Here is a 22,645-nt window from a genome sequence, read left to right as displayed (position 1 = left end):
AGCCACACAGAAAAACGCCACCTCCCGGTGGCGTGCTGCTTTACTGATTAAGCTTGAGCTTGTCTTTCAACTTCTGCTCCCAGCGGTTCAACATCTGTTGCTGGCGATTGGCGGCCTGGTTGGCGGCCTGCTGACGCTGGGCGTCGGTTTGCGCGTTGTAGACGCAGGCGTCGCGGAAGCGCGCATCGGTGGTGCATTTCAGCGACAGCGCCAGCTGGGCGAAGTTGTCGCCGTTGCGGAAGTAGAAACCGACCATGTCCGGCCAGGTGCGCGGCGTCTCGCCGAAGTAGGCGTACTGCTCCTGCAGGAATTCCTTGGCGAACGGCTGCTGCTCCGGTGTGACCAGCGCCGCCGCCTGATACTGCGCGGCCCACGACCGTTCCGGCCAGTTGCGGTTGCGCAGCAACACGGCGCGCTGGTCGTCCAGGCTGGCGCCGGTGCGTTTCATGGCATCCTGCAGCACCAGCAGCATGGTGCCGTCGCCGGCGGTGGCGCCGGAGGCGGCGGTCTGCGCCATCCGCAGGGCGTCGGCGGGGCGGCCGGCGGCCTGCAGTTTGGCGATCTCCGGCAACAACGCGAAATGCGCCAGCAGTTCGGCGGTTTCCTTTTCTTTCACCACGGCCTGCCACTGCGCCTTGCGCGCCGCCGGCCGCGGACGCGGCATCAGCGGCAGCATCTTGGCTGTCAGCGCCTCTTCCCGCTCGCGCGCCGTCGCATGGGTCTTGCGCCCGGCGCCGGGCGCGGCCGCCGCGGCCGTCGTGCCGCCGAACGGATCACTGCCCTGCTCGCGCTGTTCGAGCGCGGCCAGCCGCTCCAGGAAGGCCTTGTAGCCGGACGGGTAGGAATAGCGTTCGCGCAGCGTGAGCGTGGCGGCGAACATGTCGGCCTGCTCTTCCACTTCGCGCTGCCATACCGGGATCAGCGAGTCGTGCACCACGCCGTCCACCAGCGCCAGGCTGTCGAACGCGCCCCAGCTTGGATTGGCGCCCGGCAGTTTCTTCTGGAACAAGCCCAGCAGCGCCACCTTGGCGCCGGTGGTGGCGTTGGACGCGACCTGGTGCGCCTCATACGCGGCCTGGTGGTTCAGGTAAATGTGCGCGAACTCATGCGCCAGAACGCCGAAGATTTCATCCTCGGTATCGGCCGAGCGGATCAGCCCCATATGCAGATAGATGTTGCCCGCCGCCGACGCATGGGCGTTCAGCGTGGTGTCGGACGACAGGTACACCGCGCCCGGCCAGTCCGCCACGCCGGCGGCTGTCTTGATCTGGGCGTACAGCGTGTTCAGATACTTGCTCAGCGCCGGCGCCGACACCAGGCCGTTGCCGGACGCGCGTTGATCGTTGAGGTCGGCCGTCAGGTCGCTCCACTGGTGGGCGGGCGGCGGCGGCAGTTCGCCGATCTGCTTCACCGTCGGCAACGCCTGCTCGGTTTTCTCGTCCGCCTGCACCGTGCCGCCCAGGGCCAGCAGCGAAGCCAGCAGCAAGGCTCCCGGCCGCATCGGACGCTTCATTGCGCCACGCATCAACGGCACCGCGACGGCGCCGCACCCGGCAGCACCGCGACGATGTCAGGCTGGCTCGGGTTCTTGGGCGGGCACTCGGACTTGGCGTCGCGCACCACCGTGGCCAACATTGAATCGATCCACACATCTTTACCGGCCACCGTCACCTTGAGGAAGGAATTCTTTTCCTCCTTGATAAGCCACGGCAGGCCGCTGGCGTCGACCTTGCGGCCAGGCTTGGTGTCGTCGGGCACGTCGAACACTTCGATCTGCTTGCCCTTGATGCCGGTGACCTGGTCGGCCGCCTGTGCGGCGGGCAGCGCCAGCCAGCAAAGCATGGCGATGGCGGCGAAACGCTTAGTGGGAAACATGCTTCTCTCCTTCTTCAAGTAATTTGGGCCAGAAATATTTGCCCAGTTTTTCATTCACCTCAAACCACTCGGCCAGCAACGTCAGGACCACCACATTGATGATCGACAGGAAGCCGAGGTCCAGCCAGTACTGGCCGATCAGCAGCAGCAGGCAGCCGACCAGCAACGAAAGGATGATACGCGCCGGCCCCCACAGCAGGTACAGCACGCCGAGCCAGAAGTGGACCCGCTGCCCGTCCGGTTCCAACCGGTGCTCGACCGCATGCTTGAAGCGCTGCAGCGGCAGCGTGACGAGCAGCATGGACACCGCCAGGAACAGCGGCAGCTTGAGGTTGTGCCAGTCCAGCGACAGGTGCACGGCGCGCGCGTAGTCCTCGCCGAACACCATCAGGTTGTCGAGCGCCATCGCATGCAGGTAGACACCGGGGATGCGGCCATGCAACGGCGACAGCACCACATCGCTGAAATCGGACAGCGCCGTGCCGATCAGCACGATCTTGCCTTCAATCTGCTGGCGCAGCACGGCGTCCTGTTCCGGCGTGGTGGATGACAGCGTGCCGGCGTGGATGGTTTCATGGAATACGCACAGCGGCTTGTTGCCGTCTTTGAAGAAGGTGTTGCGCGCGCCGGGGGGCAACAGTTCCACCGGCAGATTGTGCGGCTGGCGGCAATAGGATTCGTCCGCGCCGGGACTGATCGCCCAGCCGACGCCGTGCGCGGCCGGCCGGCTGCCCCAGGTCAGCGCCATCGGGTGATGTTCGACCGGCGCCGTGGCGCCGCCGGTTTCGTACAGCGCCAGCGCCGCGCTCTTCATGCCGTGTTCACCGTGCCCGCTGTGATGGGCGCCCGGCAGCGCCAGCGTGTAGTTCCAGGCCAAGCGGTCCAGCTCGTCCGGACTGTATTTGACCGCGACTTTTTCAAAGCACTTGCCGGCCAGCGCTTCCAGTTCCGGCCGCAGCACATATTCGTCCTCGCGATTGCGCGAGGCCGCCAGGAACACCTGGGTGCCCTGCTCCCGCAGCGCACACACCTGGCGCAGCAGCGCCGGCAGACTGTCGTCGTCGCGCTGGGCGCCGTAATAGATGTCAACGAACACCGCCTTCGGCCGGTATTCCGCCAGCGCGCGCAGCAGGCGCGCCGAATAGCCATAGCGGGCAGGCCACTGCTGCTTGGCGCTAGCCAGCGCCTTGTCGTCAATCAGCAGCACGCGGATATCGTCGCGCCGGCCCTCGCCGTAGACGCTGCCGGCAAACGGCGCGTAAGCGCGCGCCTGCTGGCGTGTGACGAATTCTTCACCAAAAGCCCATTCCAGCAGGAACGTCAGCAGTAGCCCGACAAGCAATGCCACACCACACTCCAGCAAGACGCGCCGGATCTTCTTCGGGAATGCCAACATGCAAGAAACCGTTTATTTATGGAAACAGTTTCCATAATGCCTTATCAAGGTATTTTTGACAACAGCATTATCGTTGACGCCAGCGGCACGCCATCACAGCAGGGCCAGCACCACCATCAGACTGACGGCCGACAGCATGGTCTGCAGCGTGATGATGCCGGCCATCAGATGGCTGTCGCCGCCCATCTGCCGCGCCAGCACATACGCGGTGGGCGCGGTGGGCAGCGCGAAGAACAGGACCAGGATGGCGCGCTCCAGCGACGGCAGCGCCAGCCAGTGGGCGCACAGCAGCGCCAGCAGCGGCGCGCCGGCCAGCCGCGTCACGGCGTTGACCGTCAGCGCGCCCAGTTCGCCGCGCAGCTCGCGCGGGTTCAGCGCGGCGCCGACGTTCAGCAGGCCCAGCGGCAGACTGGTGGCGGCCAGCATCGTCAGCAACTTGTCCGCGCCCCAGCGCGGTTCCAGGCCGCACAGGTTGAAGGCGACGCCGGCCAGGCAGGCCAGGATCAGTGGATTGCGCGCGATCGGCAGCAGCAGCGAGGTGATGCTGGCGCCGCGCCCGGCGCTGAACGCCAGCACCGACAACACATTCACCGTCGGCACATACACGGCCATGATGACGGCCGCCAGCACCAGTCCCGGCTTGCCGAACAGGCTGCCCACCACCGCCAGCCCCAGATAGGTATTGAAGCGCAGCACGCCCTGCACCAGCACGCCGAAGCGCGCCGCCGGCCAGCGCCGCCAGCGCCACGCGGCCAGCATCAGCAGGCTGCACGCCGCCAGGCACAGCAGCACCGCGCCCAGCACGCGCGGCAAGGCCGGGTTGTCGAGCGGCGCCATCGCCAGGCTGGAGAACAGCAGCGCCGGGAACAGGATGAAGTAATTGAGCTTTTCCGCGCCCGGCCAGAAGCCGTCGCCGGGAAAGCCCGTGCGCCGCATGACATGGCCGGCGACGATCAGCACAAACACCGGCCACAACGTAGTGAACAACACAGCCATCGGCAACCGCTCCCCGCAAACTCGACCAGCCAGTGTAACAGCGCCGGCGCTGCCAGTTGATGCCGTCGCTGGATGACGCGCTCCAGCGCTAGCTTCAGCAAATCCGCGTTTTTTGATCTGGCGCAAAGATTCAGGTGGACGTCGCCCCTAGAATCCACCACTTTGCCCGCCGTTTATGCTTAAAGCTCCCGAACTCCTCCTGCCCGCCGGCTCGCTCGACAAGATGCACGCCGCCTTCGACTTTGGCGCCGACGCCGTCTACGCCGGCCAGCCGCGCTACAGCCTGCGCGTGCGCAACAACGATTTTTCCACCCTGCAGGCGCTGCAGGAAGGCATCGACGACGCCCACGCGCGCGGCAAGCAATTCTTCGTCGCCAGCAATATCTTCGCGCACAACGCCAAGCTCAAAACCTATCTGCGCGACATGGAACCGGTGATCGGCATGAAGCCGGACGCGCTGATCATGGCCGATCCCGGGCTGATCATGATGGTGCGCGACAAATGGCCGGAGGTGCCGGTGCACCTGTCGGTGCAGGCCAACGCCGTCAACTGGGCCGACGTCAAATTCTGGCACCGCATGGGCTTGACGCGGGTGATCCTGTCGCGCGAACTGTCGCTCGATGAAATCGAGGAAATCCGCCAGCAATGTCCGGAGATGGAACTGGAAGTGTTTGTGCACGGCGCGCTGTGCATCGCCTACTCCGGCCGCTGCCTGCTATCCGGCTACTTCAATCATCGCGATCCGAACCAGGGCACCTGCACCAATTCCTGCCGCTGGGACTACAAGGTGCAGCCGGCACAGGAAGACGCGACCGGCGACTTCGCCAAGGTGATTCCACTGCAATTCCAGCAGGCGCTGCGGGAGGCCGAACAGCAACCCTTCTCGTCGCTGCACCAGCAGCCGCGCCATCCGCTGGCCGACCAGGCTTACCTGATCGAGGAAGCCGAGCGTCCGGGCCAGCTGATGCCGATCATGGAAGATGAACACGGCACCTACATCATGAACTCCAAGGACCTGCGCGCGGTCGAACACATCGAGCGACTGGTCAAGATCGGCGTTGATTCGCTGAAGGTGGAGGGCCGCACCAAGTCGCTGTACTACGCGGCGCGCACCGCGCAGGTGTACCGCCAGGCGATCGACGACGCCGTGGAAGGCCGGCCCTTCAACATCGACCTGCTGGGCCAGTTGCAAGGTCTGGCCAACCGCGGCTACACCGACGGTTTCTACCAGCGCCATCACACGCAAAGCTACCAGAACTACATGCGCGGCGCCTCGGAGGCCAACCGCAGCCAGTACATCGGCGACGTGCTGAGCGTGGAGGATGGCTGGGCGCGCATCGAGGTAAAGAACCGCTTCGCCGTCGGCGACCGGCTGGAGGTGATCCACCCGAAAGGCAACCGCGACATCGCGCTGACGCGCATGCTGAACGACGACGGCGCCGACATCAGCGTGGCGCCGGGCAGCGGCCACATCGTGCGCATCGCGCTCGACGCGTCGCTGGACCGCGCGCTGCTGGCGCGCTACCTGTAACGCCGGCGCGGCCCGATCATTACCATTACCACATCAGATCATCGGGGATCTGGAAGGCCGCGTACGGATCATCCTCTTCCACCGCGGTGGTGGTCTGCTTGACGCGCACCACGATGTCAGGATTGCGCTCGGCGATCTTGTCGGCGATCACGCGCGGCACCAGCTCATAGCCGCCGCCTTCGCCGACAATCACCAGACGACCGGCGACCAAATGCTCGCGCACGGCGGCGCTGACGTAAATGCGCTCGATTTTAGTGCCGAAAGTGAAGTTGTAGGCGATGTCGCCATGCTTCCCCTTGCTCTGCTTGTTCTGCTGCACCATCTGCGTGATCTGCGCGGCGATGGCCTTCTGCCGCGCGGCGGCGTCACGCTCGGCATTGGCCAGGCGCGCCTTCTCGGCGGCCTGGCGCTGCTGCTCCTGCGCCGCCAGCTTCACCTCATCGACGGCCTCGATCCCCGCGCGACGATTGTCCTTTTCCTGCTTGCCCTTGGTCTGATGGACGACTTTGACTTTCTTCTTGTCGACCAACCCGGCTTTTAATAACTGGTCCGCCAGTCCCATGATGCTGCTCCCCGATAAAACGAAGGCAGTAGCATACCATTCTTGCGGCGGCTCCCAGCCACTAAAGTCTTTGCTGGGCAAGCCGCGAAAACTGCGCTATTGTTGGCTTTTAAACATCGTCAAAATCCGATGAAACTGACCACCGCCCTGCTCGCCGGCCTGCTGGCCTCCGGTGCGCTACACGCCGCCGACGAAGCGCCTATCGTGCTGGAACAGTTCTTCCAGAAGCCCTCCACCACCGGCGCCAGCATTTCTCCCGACGGCCGCCATATCGCGCTGCGCAAGATGTCGCCGGAGGGACGCAGCATGCTGATGGTGCTGAATGTGGCAACGCGCGAGCGCAAGGTGGTGGCCAATTTCCGCAATGCCGATGTCAACCATTTCTACTGGCTCAACGACGTGCGGCTGGCTTACACGCTGGGCAACGTCGACTACCAGGGCGGCATCGGCAAACCCGGTCTGTACGCGGTCGACCGCGACGGCAAGGGCGTCACTGGCTTGTCCTATACGATCAACCCGCCGCGCTCCTTTACCGACAGCGGCGACTACGCCAGCAGCGCCTATCTGGACCAGTCAAGCATCCATGGCTTCCCCCCGCGCAAGGCGGACGAGATGTTCGTCATCGTCGTCAACGATGACCAACACACGCTCGCCCGCATGAATACCCGCAACGGCGATTTCACCGACATTCGCGCCCCGGCTGGTACTTACCGATGGCTGACCGATCCGGATAGCAATGTGCGCGTGGTCGTGGCGCGCCGCAACGGCAAAGATGTGGTGATGATCAAGCCGGACGATACCTGGCGCGAACTGGCGTCCTTCGATCCGCTGGCGCCCGATGCCTTCCGGCCGGTGCTCTACCTCGACGGCACGCTCTACGTGCGCGCCTATCGAGACAAGAACGAAGCCGCCATCTACCGTTACGACCTGCGGAAAAACGCCATCGACGGGACGCCGGTGATCCTGGTGCCGGGCTATGACGCCGATGGCTATTTCGTGCTCGACGATAAGAAAATGCTGGGCTACCGCATCAATACCGACAGCGAAACGACCGTGTGGTTCGATGCCGACATGAAGGCGCTGCAAAAGGAAGTCGATGCGCTGTTGCCGGGCACGCTGAACACCCTGAGCGTCGGCGGTCACAGCGAGACCGGGTATGTCGTGGTCGACGCCCACCGCGACGTCCAGGACCACGCCTACTTCCTGTACCAGCGCGGCGGCAAGAAGCTGCAAAGCCTGGGCGCCTCGCGGCCCGAGCTGGACCCGGCGCGCATGGCGCCGATGCTGGTGGAGCGCTACGCGGCGCGCGACGGCCTGCAGGTGCCGCTCTTCGTCACGCTGCCCGCGCGGCAGGACAAACAGCCGGCGCCGACCGTGGTGCTGATCGGCGATGCCGCCTGGCAGCGCAGCGCTTACTGGGAATGGAACGCCGAGGTGCAGTTCCTGGCCTCGCGCGGCTACGTGGTGCTGCAACCGCAACCGCGTGGAACCGAAGGCTTCGGCCGCGCCCACGTCGTCGCCGGCGCCAAACAATGGGGACGCGCCATGCAGGACGATATCGCCGATGCCGTCCAATGGTCGGTGCGGCAAGGCTATACCGATGCGGCGCGCGTGTGCGTCGTCGGCGGCGGTTATGGCGGCTATGCGGCCATGATGGCGCTGGCGCGCGATCCGGCGCTGTTCAAGTGTGGCGTCAGCTGGTCCGGCATCACCGACCTGGAGGCCATGTTCAGGCGCAACTGGGATGGCTCGGCCGACGAGCGCACGCTGCCGCGGCTGCGCGCCGCCATCGGCGACCCGAAGCTCGACGCCGCGCAATTGCGGGAAGCGTCGCCGTTACACAACGCGGCGCGCATCCAGCAGCCGGTGCTGCTGGCATACGGCAAGGACGACGGCCGCGTGCCGTTCAGCGACGGCCGCAAGTTTTATACGGCGCTGGCCGCCGGCAACCCGCGGGTGCAGTGGCTCGAATATACGCCCGACGTGGAAGACGCCAAAACGCAAAAGAACCGCATCGATCTGTGGCGCAACATCGAAGCGTTTCTCGGCAAGCAGATAGGCCGGGCGGCGCCCGGCCCTTGATGCGCCGGATTACGGCAGCGGTTTGCCGTCGGCGTCGATCTTGCGCACCTCGCCCAGGTTCAGCGAGCGCACCCCCGCCTCCACCTTGCTCATGTCGCCCACCACCAGCCACACCAGACGGTTCGGCGTGATGGTGCGCGCGGCCAGCGCGTTGGCCTGCGCCGGCGTCAACGCCTGCACCTTGGCGGTGTAGGTGTTGTAGTAATCCTCCGGTAATTTGTAGCGGATGATATTGCCGTAGTAGCCCGACAGCTGCGACGCGGTTTCAAACGAGCCCGGCAGACGCAAGGTCTGGTTGGTCTGGGCATCGGCCAGTTCGGTGGCGCTGATCGGCTTGGCGCCGGCGATGTTGCCATATTCCTTGACCAGTTCCTGCAGCGACTCCTTGGTCTTGTCGGTCTGCACCGGCGACATGCTCAGATACAAGCGCTGGCCCACCGCCGGCAGCAGCGAGGCGCTGACGCCATACGACCAGTGCTTGTCCTCACGCAGGTTCATATTGATGCGCGAGCTGAAACTGCCGCCAAACACATTGTTGACCACGCTCAGTTCCACGTCGTCCGGCGCGTTGCGTGGCGACGCCAGTTGCGCGCCGTAGATCACGCTCTGCTGCGCGCCCGGCTTGTCCACCAGGTAGACTAGCGGCTTGTCCTTCGGCGCCACGGTGGCGATATTTTTCTGCGGCACCGTGCCCGGCTTCCAGCCGGCGAAGGTTTTCTCCAGCAGCGGCACCACCTCGGCCAGCGTGGTGTCGCCCACCACCAGCAGCGTGGCGTTGTTCGGCTTGAACCAGGTCTGGTGGTAGTTGACCAGGTCTTCGCGGCGCACCGCGCCGACGGACGCCTCGGTGCCGGTGCCGCTGAGCGGCACCGCATACGCGTGGCCGGCGCCATAGACCAGTTCCGGCAGCACGCGCAGGCCGATCTGGTTGGGCGAGGACTTCTCGCGCGCGATGCCGGCCAGGCGGTTCTTCTTCAGCCGCTCCAGCTCGTTCTGCGCGAAGGCCGGATGTTGCACCACATCGGCATACACGGCCAGTGCCTGCGGCATGGTGGCCTTCAAGGTGTTGAGGTGGACGGTGGCGCTGTCGAGCGAGGTGCCGGCGTGGAATTCCGCGCCCAGCGCGGCGAACGCCTCGCTGATGGCGTTGGCGCCGCGGCTGGTGGTGCCCTCTTCCAGCATGCTGCCGGTCAGGCTGGCCAACCCTTCGGTTTTCGGCGCGTCCGAGGCGTAGCCGGCATCGACGATCAGCGAGAAGTCGACCAGCGGCGCGGCGCGGCGTTCCGCCAGCACCACCTTCAGGCCATTGGACAGCGTGGCCTTCTGCATCGGCGGCAGCTTCAGCGATTCCGGCTGGCCCAGCGCCGGCGGCTTGCTGCGGTCCAGCTTGGCGGTGGTGGTCAGATTGGTCGGGTACGGCTGCACTTCCAGCACATAGTCGCCGTCGCTCAGCCAAGCTTGCAGCGCCTGCTTGACCTGGGCCGGCGTGGCGGCCTTCAGCGCCTTCAGGTAATCCTTGTAGCAGTCCGGATTGCCGGTGTAGGTGTTGCAACTGGCCAGCAGATCGCTCTTGCCGCCGAAACCGCCGACACGCTCGACGATGCGGGTGTAGCGCGCCAGAATGGTGGTCTTGGCCAGCGCCAGCTCGGCGGCGGTCGGGCCGGACTTGATCAGCGCCTGCAGTTCCTCGTCGGCGGCGCGCTCCAGCTTGGCGACATCGGCGCCCGGACGCGCGGTCAGCACCGAATAGAACTGGCCGGCGATTTCCGACGTGTAGTTGCCGGCGCTGGCGTCGGTCGCCAGTTGGTCCTTGTACACCAGGCGCTTGTAGTAGCGCGAGGTCTTGCCGCCGCCCAGCAACTGCGCGGCCAGGTCCAGCAGCGGTTCGGTGGCGTCGCCGTCACCCGGCACGTTCCACACGCGGTAGACGCGCGCCTGCGGCACACGGTCCTGCACCATGCCGCGATGGGTGCCGGTGCGCTTGGCGATCCACGACTGCTGCTTGGCCAACGGCGGGCCGGCCGGGATGTCGCCATAGTATTTCTCGACCTTGGCGCGCGCCTCCTCCGGCGTGATGTCGCCGGCCAGCACCAGCGTCACGTTGTTCGGACCGTAGTTGGTCTTGAACCATTCCTGCACGTCGGCCATCGAGGCTGCGTCGAGGTCGGCCATCGAACCGATCGTGGTCCACGAGTACGGGTGGCCGGCCGGCCAGGTGTTCTCCGTCAGCAGCTGGCGGGTGACGCCGTAGGGCGCGTTCTCGCCCTGGCGCTTTTCGTTCTGCACCACGCCGCGCTGCAGGTCCAGTTTCTTCTGGTCCAGCACGCCAAGCAGGTGGCCCATGCGGTCGCTCTCGGCGAACAGCACATAGTCCAGCATCGAGGTCGGCACGTTCTGGAAGTAGTTGGTGCGGTCGGGATTGGTGGTGCCGTTCAGGTCGGTCGCGCCGATGCGCTCCAGCGCGTTGATGTAGGTCTGGTTGAAGTTCTCGCTGCCGCTGAACATCAGGTGCTCAAACAGGTGGGCGAAGCCGGTCTTGCCCGGCTTTTCATTCTTCGAGCCGACGTGATACCAGGTGTTGACCGCCACCACCGGCGTCTTGTGGTCTTCGTGCACCAGCAGGGTCAGGCCGTTCTTCAGCACGAACTTGGTGTACGGAATATCGGGGATGGCGATGTCGGCCTTGGCGGCGGACTTGGGGGCATCGGCGGCGTGCAGCGCGCCGGCGGACAGCATTGCGATGGCAAGCGCCACGGCGGTGCGGCGAATCAACATGGTCATGCGGTATCTCCTGAAAAGACCGACAAAAAAGGCGCCGGCATCGCAGCCGGCGCCTGACCATTCTATTGCGCATTAAGCAATTGTGCTATTTTTATTTCCGTTTGGCAGCAGAAACGTCACGTGTGGCGCGGAACTCGGCGTCCTTGGACCAGTTCGGCCAGGCGTTGGAGTCGGCCAGATCACGGCCCAGCGCGTACAGCAGGCCGAGGTCGTGCGCCATGCCGGCGAAGGTCCAGCTGGCGCTCCACTCGTCCGACGGCTGATGGTAGTTGTTGGTCACATAGGCGGCCGCGATCTTGCGGCCGGCGTCCGGGCCGCCGTCAACCAGGTCGTCGCCCGAGCCATAGGAAATGGCCGGCACGCCGCGCTTGGCGAACGGGAAGTGGTCCGAGCGGAAGAAGTGGCCGGCCTCCGGTTTCGGATCGGGCGCGTACACCAGGTCCCACTGCATGGCCTTGGCGATCAGCTGGTCGAGCAAGTCCAGCTTGGCGCTGCCGGAAATGGTGAAGTTGCGCGCCACGCCGTTCGGGCTCAGCGCGTCCATATTGATCACGCCGACGGTGGTGGCCAGCGGATACAGCGGATTGGCCGCATAGTATTCGGAGCCCAGCAGGCCCTTCTCCTCGGCGGTGACCGCCAGGAACACCACACTGCGCACCGGCGCCGGCGCCTTGCCGTAGGCGCGCGCCAATTCCAGCAGCGCGGCGATGCCGGTGCCGTTGTCGACCGCGCCGTTGTAGATCTTGTCGCCCTTGGCGTCCGGCAAGCCCACGCCCAGATGGTCCCAGTGACCGCTGTAGATCACGGTTTCCTTCGGCGCCCTGGCGCCGACCACGCGCGCGGCCACGTTCTTCGACACGATCACTTGCGCATCGACCGCGTAGTGGGCCGACAGCGTGACGCCGGTCAGCTCGGCCGGTTGGAAGTCGCGGGTTTGCGCCTGCCGCTTCAGCGCCTCGAAGTCGAGGCCGGCGCGCTGGAACAGGTCCACCGCCAGGTCGCGCTGTATCCAGGCCTCCATCGGCGCGTGCGCCTCCCGCGGCTTCTTGCGCACGATGTCGTACATGACGTTGGTGTTGGAATTCTTCACCGTGTTCCAGCCATACGAGGCCGGCGCGGTTTCGTGCACGATGATAGTGCCCAGCGCGCCACGGCGCGCCATCTCTTCATACTTGTAGGTCCAGCGGCCGTAGTAGGTCATGGCCTTGCCGCCGAAATCGCCCTGGCCGGTCTCGAAGTCCGGATCGTTGATCAGCACCACCGCCAGCTTGCCCTTCAGGTCCTGGCCCTTGAAGTCATCCCAGTTGCGCTCCGGCGCGGTGACGCCGTAGCCGACGAACACCAGCGGCGCATGCTTGAAGTCGACTAGTTTGGCGCCGTTCATGGCGGCGCGCACGGCCAGGTCGTCACCCTGCTTGAGTTGCTGCACGGTCTTGCCGTCGCTCACGCTCAGCGTGACCGGCCCCTTGATTTCAAAACGGCCCAGCGGCACGTCCTGGGTCCAGCCGCGCTGGCCCTTGACGATGTCGCCGCCGGGTTGGAGGCCGGCGGCCTTGAATTGTTCGATCAGGTAGTTGACGGTCTTGGTTTCGCCGGCGGTGTTGGGACCGCGACCTTCAAACTCATCGGATGACAGTACCTTGACGTCATGCGACAGACGCTGGGCGTCGAATTCCGGACCGGTGGCCGCGTGCGCCGCCAAGGCAGCCATCAGCGACAGAACGAGCATGGTTTGTTTCAATCTGAGCTCCGTGGACATGTACATGAATCAAACATACTGCCACGATTTATTCGTGACGACAATAAGCTGCTTGCCCTGCTTAAACCAGTCCGGTCAGGTAGTACACAGCGATCACAAAGAACACCGCCAGCGTCTTGATGACGGTGATGCCGAAGATGTCGCGGTAAGACTGGCGGTGCGTCAGGCCGGTGACGGCCAGCAGCGTGATGACGGCGCCGTTGTGAGGCAGCGTGTCCATGCCGCCACTGGCCATGGCCACCACGCGGTGCATCACTTCCAGCGGAATGTGCGCCGCCTCGGCGGCGCGGATGAACTGCTCGGACATCGCCGCCAGCGCAATGCTCATGCCGCCCGAGGCGGAACCGGTGATGCCGGCCAGCGCGGTCACCGATACCGCCGCGTTGACCAGCGGATCGGGCACGCTGCGCAGCGCGTTGCTGACCGACAGGAAACCGGGCAGCGCGGCGATCACGCCGCCGAAGCCGTATTCGGAGGCGGTGTTCATGGCCGCCAGCAGCGCGCCGCCAACAGCCACCTTGGTGCCTTCGGCAAAGGAGTTCTTGATGCGGGTATAGGCGGTGGCCACCGTCAGCAGAATGCCCAGCAACAGCGCGCCCTCCACCGCCCAGATGCCGACCACCGGCTTGATGGTCAGGCTGACCGGCGCGTGCAGGCCGGGCAAGGCGTCCGACGTCAGCGCGTAGCTGTCGCCATACCAGCCGGGGATCAGCTTGGTCAGCGCGAAGTTGGCGACGCCGACCATCACCAGCGGCGCCAGCGACAGCAGCGGGTGTGGCAGGCCGGCGCGGACCGGAGCGGCAACGGTCGCGGCGGTAGCAGCGGTTGCGCCGGCCGATGCCGCCGCATAGCCCTCGCCCTTCGCCATCACGCTGCGGCGACGCCATTCGAGGAAGGCCAGCCCGGCGGCCAGCGTGGCGATCGCGCCGATCACGCCGAGATAGGGCGCGGCCCAGCCGGTGGTCTTGAAAAAGGTGGTGGGGATGATGTTCTGAATCTGCGGCGTGCCCGGCAGCGTATCCATGGTGAACGAGAACGCTCCCAGCGCAATCGCGCCCGGCATCAGCCGCTTGGGGATATTGCTCTGACGGTACAGCTCGGCGGCAAACGGATACACGGCAAACACCACCACGAACAGCGACACGCCGCCATACGTCAGCAGCGCACACACCAGCACGATCACCGCGTTGGCGCGCGAGCGGCCGATGTACTTGATGGCGGCCACCACGATCGCTTCGGAAAAGCCCGACAGTTCGATCAGCTTGCCGAACACGGCGCCCAGCAGGAAGACCGGGAAGTACAGCTTGATGAAGCCGACCATCTTGTCCATGAAGATGCCGCTGAACACCGGCGCCACCGCGCCAGGATCGGTCAGCAGCACCGCGCCCAGCGCGGCGATGGGGGCGAACAGGATCACGCTGTAGCCGCGGTACGCGGCCAGCATCAGGAACACCAGTGCGGCAAGAACGATCAGGAAGGACATGCGAGCTCCGGGAGCGTGGTTATTTCCCGGATATTGTAGAACTTATTGCAACCTCGCGCAGCCACGCCAGATCAAGCGTGCCGCCGACGTCATGCCCGCTTCACGACATCAATTTTGCGCGGCCACGCGGCACCAGAGGAAGGGACGCGGCTCGTCACCGATTGCCGCCGGCTGCTTGCTGCAACTGGCGGCGTCCAGCGCCAAGCCGTAGCGACGCACCTTCTCCGCCGCCTGGGCGATGGTGGCACGGTCCTGCGCCGCCAGGTCGATTTGGTGCTGCGGCAGCAAGTCGAAGGTACAGCCGCCGGACGGCAGCCGGCGCAGCGCAACCTGCAGGCGGACCTTGCCCATCAGGCGCTCCAGCTTATCGCAGCCGGCGGCGTCCTCGGTCAGGCCCAGCATCCGCGCCACCGCCAGCTTGCGCAAACGCGTGCCGTCACGGTCGTTGCGGGCCGCGCTCAGCAACAGATAATGCGGCCCCGGACGCGCGGCGATGGCGGCCCGCTGGCGCGCCTGCCAGGCCGGCGTTTCCAGCATGCCGGTGTCGAGCGCGATGACTTGCGTGGCCGGCGGCAGAAAGGTGGCCATCCAGCCCGACGGCGGGTCCGGCTGGGCAAAGAAGACGATGCTGTCGGCCGGGCGGGCGATCGCCGGCACCTGGGCGCTGAACGGCTGGTCGGCCCAACCGGCGTGGCCCCAGTTGGCGGCCGGCAGCGCGGTGAGCACCAGCAGCGCCAATGCCCAGCCAGCGACCTTCTGCGCGCGCGGGCCGACGTACTGCCACGCCAGCCAGATCACCAGCGGCGCCAGCAGCTCCGCCGGCACCAGATAGCGGTAGATGCTGAACATGCGCATCCACACCAGATAGGCGACCACGACAAACGCCAGCAACAGCAGGCCGCGCGGCGCCAGCGAGGACGTCGCCGTCGATGGCGCACGGCGCAGACGACGCCACAGCCACACGGCGGCCAACGCCAGCAGCGTCACATACAACAGCGGCCACACGGCCAGCTTCAGCGGAATCTCCGACACGCGGCGCGTGTTGAGCGTAAAGATGAACGGCCACAGCAAATTTTCCAGCCAGCCCTGCGGACGGAAAAACACGTCGATGACGCCGCTGTCGGGCGCCAGCGGGCTGCGGAAAATGTTGTTAAATTGTGGGAACAGCGGGTTGCCGAAGGTCTGCCACATGCGCGCCATCCACCAGCCGCCACTGATGGCGACGCCGCCCAACACACCAACACCGAACAGCACCGCCAGCCGCAGCCGCTGCCACCAGCGCAGCGGCACCGTCAGCAAGGCGGCGCACAGCGCCACCGCGTAAATCGCATTGGTCAGCTTGAGGCCGGCCGCCAGCCCCATCGCCACGCCGGCACTGACGGCGATCAGCGCGGTCCGGCCATGCCATTGCCGCAGCGCGTCCCAGTGGCGCAATACCAGATACAGCGACAGCAGCACCGGCAACGCGCTGAGATTGTCGCCCATGGTGTTGCCCAGCTCGCTGAGGAAACCGGGGGCGGCCACGCCAGCGAACGCCAGCAGCAGCGCCAGCCGGCGCGGCCGGTCGCCGCCCAGCACCTGGCGGGCGATGCCATACAACAGCACAAAGCTCAGCCCGTGCAGCGCGCCCAGCACGAAGCCGACCACGCGCGGCGGCAGCCACTGGTTCAGATAATGGTAGGGAATGTCCAGCGTCGGGTTGAAGTAACTCTGGAAGCCGGCCGGCGCCAGGTCGAAACCGATGCGCCCGCCCAGCAGCGCGTGGACGTTGTACAGATGGTAGTTGCGCATGTCCCAGCCGTCGTCCTGACCGGCCAGCAGCGATAGCAGGCCGAGCAGCAGCGGCACCAGCAACAGCGCCCAGCGGCCGGCGCGCGGCTGTTCCAGAAAGACAGTGCGGCGCGCGAACCAGGTGTCAACGCGCATCGTCGGGTGCCGCCGGTGCCGGGTGGGCCAGGTAGGCGAAACGTTTCTGCTCGATGCGGCCCTTGGTCACCGCGTCCAGCACGATGCCGCACACCAGCAGGATCACGCTGAACAGCATCAGCGTGGCGCACAGCACGGCGGTCGGCAGGCGCGGCACCAGACCGGTTTGCAGGTAGGTGACGGCGACCGGTTCGGCCAGGATCAGCGACAGCAGCGCGCCGAGCGCGGCGAAGATCGAATAAAACGCCAGCGGCCGTTCGGACTTGAACAGGCGCGCGATGGTGCCGAGGATGCGGAAGCCGTCGCGATAGGTGTTGAGCTTGCTCACCGAGCCCTCCGGACGCGCCTTGTAGACAGTGGCAACCTCCGCCACCGGCATGCGCAGCGCCAGCGCGTGCACCGTCAGTTCGGTCTCGATCTCGAAGCCGGCCGAATGGGCGGCGAACGATTTGACATAGCGGTGCGAAAACACGCGGTAGCCGGACAGGATATCGGTAAACGTGCGCCCGAATACGGTCGAAACGCAACCGGTCAGCATGGCGTTGCCGAAGCGGTGGCCGGCCCGATAGGCGGCCTGCTCGGTGCTGACGCGATTGCCGACCACCATGTCCAGCCCTTCGTTGAACAGCCGCGCCACCAGTTGCGGCGCCACGCTGGCGTCGTAGGTGTCGTCGCCGTCGACCATCACATAGGCGTCCGCTTCGATGTCGGCGAACATGCGGCGCACCACGCTGCCCTTGCCCTGGGCCGACACATTGCGCACGATGGCGCCGGCGCCGCGCGCCACCTCGGCGGTGCCGTCGGTGGAATTGTTGTCAAACACATAGACTTGCGCCTGTGGCAAACAAGCCCGGAAATCGCGCACGATGGCGGCGATGGTCAGCGCTTCGTTGTAGCACGGCACCAGAATGGCGATGCGCGGCGTGCGGGGAGTGGACATAATGCTGATGAAGGTGGGCAAAGGCGCTATTATAGTTCCATCCGCCAACAAGTTAATTGATACGTAAGTAAAGCCTGGCGGCCGGAGGAGATTTGCGCATGACGGAACTGCATGCTTCGCTCGGCAGCGGAGAAAAGCTGTCGCTGAACTGGACTTATCTGAATGCGATCGCCAATGGCGTCTCGGCGATCGACCTGGAAGCGCTGGCCTTGCGCAACCTGCACGACGCGCGCCAGTTCGCAAGGGAATACGGCTTCGACATGGACCAGCCCGCCACGCCGGGCCTGTTGCAACGGGCGCAGCGCGAGGCGGTGGCTTTCATCCGCTGTAGCTTCCTCGAACCGCAGCAGGCGGCGCTGATCCCGCCCGAGGTGGCCGCGCCCGACGATCCGCTGCAACTGCTGGTGTACGCCTCGCAGCGCGGGCAGTTGTCCGATGCGCGACGCATGTGGGCCTGCGCCGTGCTGAAGGTAATGCACGGCATCTTCTACATCGACAACAACCTGAAACTGCGGCATTTCCACGCCATCCGCGCGCAGGTGTTCGGCACGCTGGACGAGGTGATCCGCCGCGACGGCGACCAGTACTACCTCAGCGACGGCGATCTCTGCCTGCCGCTGCTGCATTACGACCGCAAGGACAACAAGGGCCGCAACAGCATCCTGCTGAAGCTGCTGCAAAAGGCGGCCTACCTGGCGGCCGACATTTATGATCACCTGGGCGTGCGGCTGGTGTTCGCCACCCGCTGCGAGTGTCTGCTGGCCCTGCGCACCTTGCAGCGCGCGCACCTGGTGTCGGTCACCAATGTCGATGCCGAACGCACCCGCAATACGCTGCTGGACCTGGAGGCGGCCAAGCAGGTGTTTTGCAAGCACCGCGCGCAGCTGGAACACAGCAAGGCCTATCCGCTGGAGCTGCTGCGGCAAATGGATGAGGAACTGGCCGCCATCGCGCAACCGCAGACGCGCTGTGACAATCCGCACAGCGGCAGCGGCTTCAACAGCATTCAGGTGACGGTGCGCAAGATGATCCATGTGCAGCAGCTCGATGCCGGGCCGGACATGGATTACGACGTCAGTTTCTTCTTCGAGTATGAGATGCAGCTGATGGACGAGGCCAGCTATCAGCGCAGCCTGAGCGGCCCGGCCAGCCATGAGGCCTATAAAAAACGCCAGCTCGACACCGCCCGCACGCGCGTGTTCGGCCGCGAGCTGCTGCGCTGGATCGAGCAGCAACCGGCCGCGCACTGAACGGTGCGCCAAGGCGCGCGCCGATGTTTTACGCTTGCCATCATGCGCACACTGATTTTACTCACGACGGTGCTGCTGATGGCCACTGTGATCCCCAAAGCGGCGGCGCAGAACGCGCCCAGCGTCACGGTGGCCGCCACCCGCGATCCGGTCGACAAGTCCTACCGCAAGATGCTGGCGGGCATGGATATCTTCGAGCGCTACCATGCGTTGGCGCCGCAGGCGACGCTGCGTTTCCAGCTGCTGCCACGCCTGCCCGGCACGCAGCTGGACGGCATCACCTTGCGCATGGCCGGCGACAGCGTCTCGCTGCCGGTGGCCGTGGCGCCTGATCATACGTTCACACTGGAGCGCAACGCCCAGGCGGCGCGCGAAGACGCGGCCCTGATCGCCAGCCGCAAGACCAGCACGCTGACCTGGCGCGCGCAGGTGCGCAGTCCCAACGTTCCGGCCGGCATGCGCCGTTTGGGCGACCTGCGGCTGGAATGTCTGGTCGGCGTCGAGGCCGGGCTGCTGTCCAACAACGCGCAGATGTTCGCCTGGCTGGGTGAGCTGTTAACCAGCCCGGAGCGCGTTTGCCTGCAAGCGGATGGCAACTACCTGTTCTTCGCCGAGCGTCCGGTGTACGCGGTCACGCTGCGCGATGGCGCGCGCCACGCCACGCTGCCGCTCAGCGCCCTGTATGCTGGCGGCACGCAAACGCCCGCCACCCTGCCCTACTGCGATTGCCAGGTGCTGCTTGACCGCAGCTACTACGCGCCGGTCTGGGACCGCGGTTGGTCCGACGACACGCTGCTGTCGTTCGAGGACATGGACAGCCCACCGGGGCCGGACGACACCGCCATCGCCGCCGACCACGGCACCACCGAGCAGATGCGGGCGCGCCTGGGTCCGGCAAAAGTAGTAAGCTTCGACAGTGGCTACCAGATGTGGCGCTACACTTACCCCGCGCGGCGCGCAGATGCACCGCCGGCCGAGTTCACCATCCTGTTCGGTCCGGACGGTGTGGCGCGCAAGGCGCGATTACAGGAAGCTGTGAAGACACCATGAAAAATTTATTCCCCGCCCTGGGGCTGGCGGCTGCCAGCCTGCTGATCCTGACCGCCTGCGCCGGCCCACCGGAAGAGCCGGTCGTGGCGCTGTGGCAGCAGATCAAGTCCGCCAACGCCGACCTGCGTTGCGACGACAACAGCCAGTGTCACAGCATTGGTGTCGGCGCCAAGGCTTGCGGCGGGCCGGAAAACTATCTGGCCTGGTCGAGCAAGCACAGCGACGGCGCGCAGCTGAAGGCGCTGGTGGCGCAACACGCCGCCGCCCGCCGCGACGATGACCAGCGCAAAGGCATGATGTCCACCTGCAGCGTGGTCAGCGACCCCGGCGCCAGTTGCCGCGCCGGGGTGTGCGTGCTGAACCAGCAGCAATGATTATTTCATCATCGCTTGCTTGATCGCGACGCAGCGCTCATCCTCCTGCTTTGCGATCAGCAACGCACGCTGCGTGCCGGTGGACAGACCCGGCAATTTTGCGATGGCCGCGTCCAGCCGCGCCACGCTCACCGGCGTGCAAGTGGCCGGAATCTGCGACGCCGCATAAGCGCGCATGTAGACCGGGCCGGCGGCCTTGTCGACCTCACCCAGCGTCGCCAGGCGTTGTGCCGCCGTCTGCTCGTTGAGCGCGCGCTGCTCCGGTGGGAACATGCTGCCCATCGCGGTACGCACCTTGGAGAACGGTAACGTCGTCTTCAGGTCGGCGATGGTGGCGGCCCACTCAGCCTTCACCTTGGCGTCCGGACGGACCACGGTGGCGGCGATCGCGGCTTGCTGGCCGCTGTCCGACTTGTCGCGTTCCTGCTCAGCGGCCAGCAGCGCATCGCTGCCCGGATAAGCGTAGCGGTTCAGGCGGCGGATGATGTTCCAGCGCACATCCTGGCCGACGTTCAGGCCCGGCACCACCAGCTTGCCGTCGAGGATGGCGGCCAGCTGCTTGAGCGCGGCCGGACTGCTGGCCACGCTGATGTAGGTCGAGAACCAGCGGCGCTGGAAATTCGTGTCGGTGGCGGCCTTGGCGGCGTCAAACGACATCCGCTCCAGTTGCGCGATGACCTTGGTGTGGTAGGCCGACGGCCCCATCAGGTTCAGGTAGCCGACCGACGCTTGCAGCTTATCGACGATATCGCCCAGCAGCGTGTAATCCTTCTCGGCCGGCGCATTGGCCAGCGCGGTGTTCAGGAACGCGTTGAGCGGCAGCTTGGCCGAACGCACGCCATCCCACAGGCTCTGCCACAGCATCGAGCGCAGCAGCGGATCGTCCACCTTGCTCAGGCTCGATTGCGCGGTGGCGAAGGATTTTTTATCCAGCTGCACCTGCACAAAGCCCCAGTCCTGATAGTTCGGATAAACCAGGTCAGGGCACGCCGCGCCTTTCAGCTCGGGCACAACGGTGGCCGCGCCCTGGTAGGTGATGGCGACGTTCTTGCTCAGCGCCAGGCCTTGCGCGCCCAACTGGAACAAGCCCACTTGCACGCGCTGCTCGCGCAAGGTCGGCAGTTCCTTGCCCGGCGCGCTCTGGCGCAGCGTGAACGCGCTGATCTTGCCGGCGCTGCACTTGTAGTCGGCGGCGATGGTGTTGACGCCGGCTTGGTACAGCCATTCCTTGGTCCAGCCGCTCAGGTCGCGGTTGGCGGCTTCGCCCAGGCTGCCGATGAAGTCATCCAGCGTGGCGTTCTGGTACTGGTACTTGACCAGATAGTTGTGCACGCCCTTGCGGAACACTTCCTCGCCCAGCAGGTGACGCAGCTGCTTCAGCGTTGACGCGCCTTTCGAGTAGGTGATGGCGTCGATATTGTCGAAGGCGTTGGCGGTCGATGGCACCGGCGTCTCGATCGCGTGGGTGATCACGCGCTGGTCCTGCGTGTAGGCGGCTTGCTTGCCGCCCGAGTAAAAGCTCTGCCAGGCGTTGCTGAACTCGGTCGCCTCGGCGGTCGCCAGCGTACCCATGAAGGACGCGAAACTCTCGTTCAGCCACAGGCCGTTCCACCATTTCATGGTGACCAGATCGCCGAACCACTGGTGCGCCATCTCGTGCATGATGACGCCGGCCAGCGATTGCTTCTGCGCGACGGTCATTTCTTCCTTGTGCAGGAAGCGGCCTTCGGCGAAGGTGATGGCGGCGGCGTTTTCCATCGCGCCATACAGGAAGTCCGGCACCAGCAGCTGGTCGTATTTCTCGAACTGGTAAGGGATGCCGAAGTACTGGTCGAAGAAGGTCAGCCCCTGTTTGGTGTACTTGAACCAGTCCTGCGGCGACACTTGCGCGGCCACCGACTGGCGCGCGAACAAGCGCATCGGGTACTTGCCGCTGTTGTCCTCCCACACCTTGTACGGGCCGGCGTGCATCGAGAAGTTGTACGGGCTCAGTTTCTTCGAGCGCGGGAAGGTCCACTGCTTGCCACCTTCGACGTCCTGCACGCCGCTTTCGCGCATGGTGGACGAGACCACCCAGTCGGCCGGCGTGGTGACGGTGACCTGATAGGTGCCTTTCAGATCCGGCTGATCGAACACCGGGAACATCTGGTGCGCGGCGGCGGGCTCGAAGTGCGAATAGGTGTAGACGCGGCCATCGACCGGATCGACCATGCGGTGCAGGCCTTCGCCGTTGGTGCTGTGCGGACGGCTGTAGGCGATGGTGACGGTGTTGCGGCCGGCTTTCAGGTCCGCCGCGGCCAGCGTGATGAACCACTGGTTGTATTGCGGCGCGATGGTTTTACCGTTGACGGTCAGGCGGCTGATGGTGGCCTTGTCCAGGTCGATGGTCAACGCTTGCGAGGCGTCGTTCAGGTCAAAGCTCAGCGTGGTGGTGCCGCTGAAGGTTTCCTTGCCGGTCAGCGCGAATTCCAGCGTGTAGTCGACATTGCTGACGCGCGCCGAACGGGCGGCGGCGTCGGCTTGCGACAGGTAGGCGTTTTCAGCGCGTGGCGCGCTGTCGGCGGCGTGCGCGACGCCGCCGAAGGCCAGCGCTACGGCGCCGGCGATCAGATATTTTTTCATGAGACTCCCGAAGTGTGC

Annotated in this window: 16 protein-coding genes; 5 read left to right on the top strand and 11 right to left on the bottom strand. The window is 65.5% G+C overall.

Annotated elements, in window-relative coordinates:
- Window positions 1–40 precede the first annotated feature (40 nt).
- The 4 genes from GTP44_RS22090 to GTP44_RS22075 all read right to left on the bottom strand — a co-directional run bounded on the left by GTP44_RS22090 (window position 41) and on the right by GTP44_RS22075 (window position 4,267).
- Window positions 41–1,513, bottom strand: a complete 1,473-nt coding sequence (locus GTP44_RS22090) for a M48 family metalloprotease (protein ID WP_161021108.1) — start codon at window positions 1,511–1,513, stop codon at window positions 41–43.
- An 11-nt stretch (window positions 1,514–1,524) separates the two neighbouring features.
- A complete protein-coding gene (locus tag GTP44_RS22085; RefSeq protein WP_160992366.1) occupies window positions 1,525–1,875 on the bottom strand; it encodes a hypothetical protein in 351 nt (116 codons plus the stop codon).
- On the bottom strand, window positions 1,862–3,223 hold the full coding sequence (locus tag GTP44_RS22080) for a CHASE2 domain-containing protein (protein WP_161021107.1): 1,362 nt from the start codon (window positions 3,221–3,223) through the stop codon (window positions 1,862–1,864). The genes GTP44_RS22085 and GTP44_RS22080 overlap by 14 nt, the downstream gene beginning before the upstream one ends.
- 141 nt (window positions 3,224–3,364) lie before the next feature.
- Complete coding sequence (locus GTP44_RS22075; RefSeq protein WP_161021106.1) at window positions 3,365–4,267, bottom strand: AEC family transporter; 903 nt, start codon at window positions 4,265–4,267, stop codon at window positions 3,365–3,367.
- A gap of 175 nt (window positions 4,268–4,442) precedes the next feature.
- Here GTP44_RS22075 and trhP point away from each other — a divergent pair, with 175 nt between their 5' ends.
- A complete protein-coding gene (gene trhP / locus GTP44_RS22070) occupies window positions 4,443–5,798 on the top strand; it encodes a prephenate-dependent tRNA uridine(34) hydroxylase TrhP (protein ID WP_161021105.1) in 1,356 nt (451 codons plus the stop codon).
- 25 nt (window positions 5,799–5,823) lie between these two features.
- On the opposite strand, the gene GTP44_RS22065 is transcribed toward trhP, so the two are convergent.
- Entirely contained in the window at window positions 5,824–6,363 is a 540-nt protein-coding gene (locus GTP44_RS22065; protein ID WP_160992394.1) for a DUF2058 domain-containing protein, read from the bottom strand.
- A gap of 126 nt (window positions 6,364–6,489) precedes the next feature.
- Between GTP44_RS22065 and GTP44_RS22060 the strand changes: the two genes are divergently transcribed.
- The gene (locus tag GTP44_RS22060) at window positions 6,490–8,442 is read left to right on the top strand and encodes a S9 family peptidase (RefSeq protein WP_161021104.1); all 1,953 of its coding nucleotides are present in this window, start codon (window positions 6,490–6,492) and stop codon (window positions 8,440–8,442) included.
- Between the two features lie 9 nt (window positions 8,443–8,451).
- Here GTP44_RS22060 and GTP44_RS22055 read toward each other — a convergent pair whose 3' ends face one another.
- The 5 genes from GTP44_RS22055 to GTP44_RS22035 all read right to left on the bottom strand — a co-directional run bounded on the left by GTP44_RS22055 (window position 8,452) and on the right by GTP44_RS22035 (window position 17,331).
- Window positions 8,452–11,223 carry a M16 family metallopeptidase gene (locus tag GTP44_RS22055; RefSeq protein WP_161021103.1) on the bottom strand — a complete coding sequence of 924 codons (2,772 nt, stop codon included), beginning with the start codon at window positions 11,221–11,223 and terminating at the stop codon, window positions 8,452–8,454.
- A 91-nt stretch (window positions 11,224–11,314) separates the two neighbouring features.
- Window positions 11,315–12,952 carry a M28 family metallopeptidase gene (locus tag GTP44_RS22050; RefSeq protein WP_202424189.1) on the bottom strand — a complete coding sequence of 546 codons (1,638 nt, stop codon included), beginning with the start codon at window positions 12,950–12,952 and terminating at the stop codon, window positions 11,315–11,317.
- Between the two features lie 91 nt (window positions 12,953–13,043).
- The gene (locus tag GTP44_RS22045; RefSeq protein WP_161021101.1) at window positions 13,044–14,465 is read right to left on the bottom strand and encodes a GntP family permease; all 1,422 of its coding nucleotides are present in this window, start codon (window positions 14,463–14,465) and stop codon (window positions 13,044–13,046) included.
- 108 nt (window positions 14,466–14,573) lie between these two features.
- Window positions 14,574–16,391 (bottom strand): ArnT family glycosyltransferase, encoded by a 1,818-nt coding sequence (locus GTP44_RS22040; protein ID WP_161021100.1) that lies wholly within the window; start codon window positions 16,389–16,391, stop codon window positions 14,574–14,576.
- Window positions 16,381–17,331 (bottom strand): glycosyltransferase, encoded by a 951-nt coding sequence (locus GTP44_RS22035; RefSeq protein WP_161021099.1) that lies wholly within the window; start codon window positions 17,329–17,331, stop codon window positions 16,381–16,383. Before GTP44_RS22035 ends, GTP44_RS22040 begins: the two co-directional genes overlap by 11 nt.
- A 98-nt stretch (window positions 17,332–17,429) precedes the next feature.
- Between GTP44_RS22035 and GTP44_RS22030 the strand changes: the two genes are divergently transcribed.
- From GTP44_RS22030 to GTP44_RS22020, 3 genes are read left to right on the top strand one after another with little or no spacing between them, the layout of a single operon-like run.
- Complete coding sequence (locus tag GTP44_RS22030; protein ID WP_161021098.1) at window positions 17,430–18,581, top strand: TIGR04552 family protein; 1,152 nt, start codon at window positions 17,430–17,432, stop codon at window positions 18,579–18,581.
- Between the two features lie 42 nt (window positions 18,582–18,623).
- Entirely contained in the window at window positions 18,624–19,631 is a 1,008-nt protein-coding gene (locus GTP44_RS22025) for a hypothetical protein (protein ID WP_229257030.1), read from the top strand.
- On the top strand, window positions 19,628–20,005 hold the full coding sequence (locus GTP44_RS22020) for a hypothetical protein (protein WP_161021097.1): 378 nt from the start codon (window positions 19,628–19,630) through the stop codon (window positions 20,003–20,005). Before GTP44_RS22025 ends, GTP44_RS22020 begins: the two co-directional genes overlap by 4 nt.
- Here the strand turns inward: GTP44_RS22020 and pepN are convergent, their stop codons facing one another.
- Window positions 20,006–22,627, bottom strand: coding sequence for an aminopeptidase N (gene pepN, locus GTP44_RS22015; RefSeq protein WP_161021096.1), 2,622 nt, complete (start codon window positions 22,625–22,627; stop codon window positions 20,006–20,008).
- Between the last annotated feature and the right edge of the window lie 18 nt (window positions 22,628–22,645).

This window comes from Duganella lactea, from assembly GCF_009857505.1.
Lineage (GTDB): Bacteria > Pseudomonadota > Gammaproteobacteria > Burkholderiales > Burkholderiaceae_D > Rugamonas > Rugamonas lactea.
The sequence above is the reverse complement of the archived record's forward strand: the minus strand, read 5'-3'. Positions and strand labels throughout refer to the sequence as shown.

Excerpts from the sequence above, each read along its gene's own strand:
- GTP44_RS22075 (WP_161021106.1), bottom strand. The coding sequence starts at position 4,267 with ATGGCTGTGTTGTTCACTACGTTGTGGCCGGTGTTTGTGCTGATCGTC.
- GTP44_RS22060 (WP_161021104.1), top strand. The coding sequence starts at position 6,490 with ATGAAACTGACCACCGCCCTGCTCGCCGGCCTGCTGGCCTCCGGTGCG.
- GTP44_RS22040 (WP_161021100.1), bottom strand. The coding sequence starts at position 16,391 with ATGCGCGTTGACACCTGGTTCGCGCGCCGCACTGTCTTTCTGGAACAG.
- GTP44_RS22030 (WP_161021098.1), top strand. The coding sequence starts at position 17,430 with ATGACGGAACTGCATGCTTCGCTCGGCAGCGGAGAAAAGCTGTCGCTG.
- GTP44_RS22090 (WP_161021108.1), bottom strand. The coding sequence starts at position 1,513 with ATGAAGCGTCCGATGCGGCCGGGAGCCTTGCTGCTGGCTTCGCTGCTG.
- GTP44_RS22025 (WP_229257030.1), top strand. The coding sequence starts at position 18,624 with ATGCGCACACTGATTTTACTCACGACGGTGCTGCTGATGGCCACTGTG.
- GTP44_RS22055 (WP_161021103.1), bottom strand. The coding sequence starts at position 11,223 with ATGACCATGTTGATTCGCCGCACCGCCGTGGCGCTTGCCATCGCAATG.
- pepN (WP_161021096.1), bottom strand. The coding sequence starts at position 22,627 with ATGAAAAAATATCTGATCGCCGGCGCCGTAGCGCTGGCCTTCGGCGGC.
- GTP44_RS22035 (WP_161021099.1), bottom strand. The coding sequence starts at position 17,331 with ATGTCCACTCCCCGCACGCCGCGCATCGCCATTCTGGTGCCGTGCTAC.
- GTP44_RS22020 (WP_161021097.1), top strand. The coding sequence starts at position 19,628 with ATGAAAAATTTATTCCCCGCCCTGGGGCTGGCGGCTGCCAGCCTGCTG.
- GTP44_RS22050 (WP_202424189.1), bottom strand. The coding sequence starts at position 12,952 with ATGCTCGTTCTGTCGCTGATGGCTGCCTTGGCGGCGCACGCGGCCACC.
- GTP44_RS22045 (WP_161021101.1), bottom strand. The coding sequence starts at position 14,465 with ATGTCCTTCCTGATCGTTCTTGCCGCACTGGTGTTCCTGATGCTGGCC.
- trhP (WP_161021105.1), top strand. The coding sequence starts at position 4,443 with ATGCTTAAAGCTCCCGAACTCCTCCTGCCCGCCGGCTCGCTCGACAAG.
- GTP44_RS22085 (WP_160992366.1), bottom strand. The coding sequence starts at position 1,875 with ATGTTTCCCACTAAGCGTTTCGCCGCCATCGCCATGCTTTGCTGGCTG.